At 74.3% G+C, this 3,416-nt stretch carries 1 protein-coding gene; it reads left to right on the forward strand.

Annotation, left to right across the window (positions count from 1 at the left end):
- Positions 1 to 3,416 (forward strand): type I polyketide synthase (locus tag ACTMTF_RS49265; protein ID WP_441117017.1); only part of this gene is annotated, 3,416 nt, incomplete at both ends.

The following is a 3,416-nucleotide window of genomic DNA, read 5'->3' on the forward strand; positions in this document are numbered from 1 at the left end:
GATCCGCAGCATCGGTTGTTCCTGGAGTCGTGCTGGGAGGCGTTGGAGCGGGCGGGGATCGATCCGGGGACGCTGCGCGGCAGCCGCACCGGCGTCTACGCCGGCAACATGTTCAACGACTACTCCTCCCGGTTCGTGCACGGCGCGGTACCGCCGGAGGTCGAGGGCGTGCTCCTGTCCGGCAGCACCCCCAGCGTGCTGTCCGGCCGGGTCTCCTACACCCTCGGGCTCGAAGGGCCCTCGCTCACCGTGGACACCGCCTGCTCCTCGTCACTGGTCGCGCTGCACCTGGCCGTGCGCGCGCTGCGCGATGAGGAGTGCGCCATCGCGCTCGCGGGCGGCGTCACCGTACTGGCCTCGCCCGACTCCTTCGTGGAGTTCTCACGCCAGCGCGCGCTGGCTCCTGACGGGCGGTGCAAGTCGTTCTCCTCGACCGCCGACGGGGCCGCGTGGTCCGAGGGCGTCGGCGTACTCGCGCTGGAGAGGGTGTCCGACGCCCGGCGCAACGGCCGCCACATCCTGGCGGTGATCCGCGGCTCGGCGGTGAACCAGGACGGCGCCAGCAACGGCATGACCGCGCCCAGCGGCCCGGCCCAGGAGCGCGTGATCCGGCAAGCACTGAATGACGCGATGCTCGACGCGGGCGACGTGGACGTGGTGGAGGCGCACGGCACCGGCACCACGCTCGGCGACCCGATCGAGGCCCAGGCACTGCTGGCCACCTACGGCCGCACCCGCACGGACGACGACCCGATCTGGCTCGGCTCGCTCAAGTCGAACATCGGCCACACCCAGGCCGCCGCCGGTGTGGCCGGCGTGATCAAGGCGGTCAAGGCGCTGGAGCACGGGACGCTCCCGCCCACGCTGCACGTCAAGGAGCCGACACCGCACGTCGACTGGTCCGCGGGCGGCGTCCGGCTGCTCACCGAGCCGCGCGACTGGCCGCGCGGTGAGCGCCCCCGCCGCGCCGCCGTCTCCTCCTTCGGCATCAGCGGCACGAACGCGCACGCCATCATCGAGGAGTACGTCCCCGAACCCGCCCCTGAGCCGCCCCCCGCCGAACCGGCCTTCACCGGCCCGCTCGCCTGGATAATCAGCGCCCACACCGAGCAGGCGCTGCGCGGGCAGGCCGAGCGGCTGCACGCGCACGTCACCGCGCACGACGGGCTCCACCCGGCCGACGTGGCCCATTCCCTGGTCACCACCCGGTCCGTGCACCCGCACCGCGCGGTCGTGCTCGGCCGCGACCGCGCTGCCCTGGTCGCCGGCCTCGGCGACCATCTGGGCCACCGGCCCATGGTCGAGGCGGTCGAGGTGGCCGCGGCGGCCGAGGTGGTCGAAGGCGTGGCGGCCGAGCGCACCCGCACCGCCTTCCTGTTCACCGGACAGGGCGGGCAGCGGCCCGGCATGGGGCGCGAGCTGGCCGCCGCCTCGCCGGTGTTCGCCGCCGCCCTCGACGAAGCGTGCGCGGCGCTCGACCCCCACCTCGACCGGCCGCTGCGCGAGGTGATGTGGTCGGAGCCCGGCACCCCCGAAGCCGCCCTGCTCGACGAGACCGCCTACACCCAGCCGGCCCTGTTCGCCTTCGAGATGGCCGCCTTCCGGCTGCTGGAGGCGCTCGGGCTCACGCCCGCGCACGTCGCCGGGCACTCGGTCGGCGAGTTCGCCGCCGCGCACGTCGCCGGACTGTGGTCGCTGCCGGACGCCGCCCGCCTGATCGCCGCCCGAGGCCGGCTCATGCAGGGGTTGCGCGCACCGGGCGCCATGATCGCGGTGGCCGCCACGCCGGAAGAGGTCCGGCCCACCCTGGCCGGGCTGGAGGACAAGGCCGGCATCGCCGCCGTCAACGGACCGGCCGGCGTGGTGATCTCCGGCGACGAGCGGACGTGCCTCGCCGTCGCCGCCCACTGGCACGAACTCGGCCGCCGCACCCGGCGGCTGACCGTCAGCCACGCCTTCCACTCCCCGCTGATGGAGCCCATGATCGCCGAGTTCGCCGCCGAGCTGGAGTCGGTGACGTTCGCCCGGCCCCGGATCGGGAGCGTCACCGGCCTCACCGGCGTCCTCGACACGCCGTGGACCAGCCCCGAGTACTGGCTGCGGCAGATCAGGCAGCCCGTCATGTTCCAGCAGATGATCGCCCGGCTGGAGGAGCTGGGCGTGCACCTCTACCTGGAGGTCGGGCCGAAGGCCGTGCTCGCCGGCATGGCACACGACTGCGTCACCGGCGAGGGCGCCACGATCCTGTCCCTGCAGCGCCGCGACGGCGCCGAACCCGACGCGCTGGCCGCCTGCCTGGCCGCCGCCTGGGTGGCCGGGGCCCCCGTCGACTGGCCGGCACTGCTCCCGCAGGGGAACCGGGTGGACCTGCCGACCTACGCCTTCGACCGCGAGCGGTACTGGCTCGGCCCGCCCGCTCGCGCCGCGAACCTGCCCGCCGTGGGCCTGCGCGAGGTCGCGCACCCCCTGCTGGGCGCCGAGGTCGAGCTCGCCGAGGGCGGCCCGACCATGCTCACCGGCCGCCTGTCGATCATGGACACGCCATGGCTCGCCGAGCACGTCGTCGCCGGGGCCGTGGTGCTGCCCGGCGCGGTCCTGGCGGATCTGGCGCTGGAGGCCGCCGCACGGACCGGCCTCGGCCTTGTCGAGGAGCTGATGTTCGAGGCGCCGCTGGTGCTGCCCCGGCACGGCGGGATCACGGTCCAGGTGATCGTGGATCCCCCGGACGACTCCGGCACGCGATCCGTACGCGTGCACTCACAGCCGGACGGCGACCACGAGGCCGGCTGGATCCGGCACGCCTGCGGTGTGCTGGGTGGTTCGGGGTCGGGTGGTGGTGTCTGGGAGTGGGCTGGGGTGTGGCCGCCGGTGGATGCGGTGGTGGTGGATCTGGAGGGTGGTTACGAGCGGTTGGCGGAGTTGGGTTATGAGTACGGTGCGGCGTTCCAGGGGTTGCGGGGGGTGTGGCGGCGTGGTGAGGAGTTGTTCGCCGAGGTGGTCGCGCCCGACGGGGTGGACGTCACCGGCTTCGGCGTCCACCCCGCCCTGTTCGACGCCGTGTTCCACCCGCTGCTCGTCGCCGATTCCTCTGACGGGCTGCGCCTGCCCTTCGAGCTGCGCGGCCTGCGCCTGCACGAGGCCGAGGCCACCGCGCTCCGGGTCCGCCTGACCAGAACCGGCGCCGACGGCTGCGCCATCGAGGCGGCCGGCCCCTCGGGGCGCCCGGCCTTCTCCCTGGCCTCACTGCGCGTCCGCCCGGTACCGGCCGAATCGCTGGGCACCAGCGCGACGAGCCTGCCGCTCTACGGGGTGGAGTGGGCGGAGCCGGCTGCCGGTTCGGGTTCTGGTTCGGGGTCGGATGGGCTGGTGGTGGTGCGGTGTGTGAGTGGGTCGGTGGATGTGCCGGGTGCGGTGCG

The organism is Nonomuraea sp. ZG12, assembly GCF_052068115.1.
Classification (GTDB): Bacteria; Actinomycetota; Actinomycetes; order Streptosporangiales; family Streptosporangiaceae; genus Nonomuraea.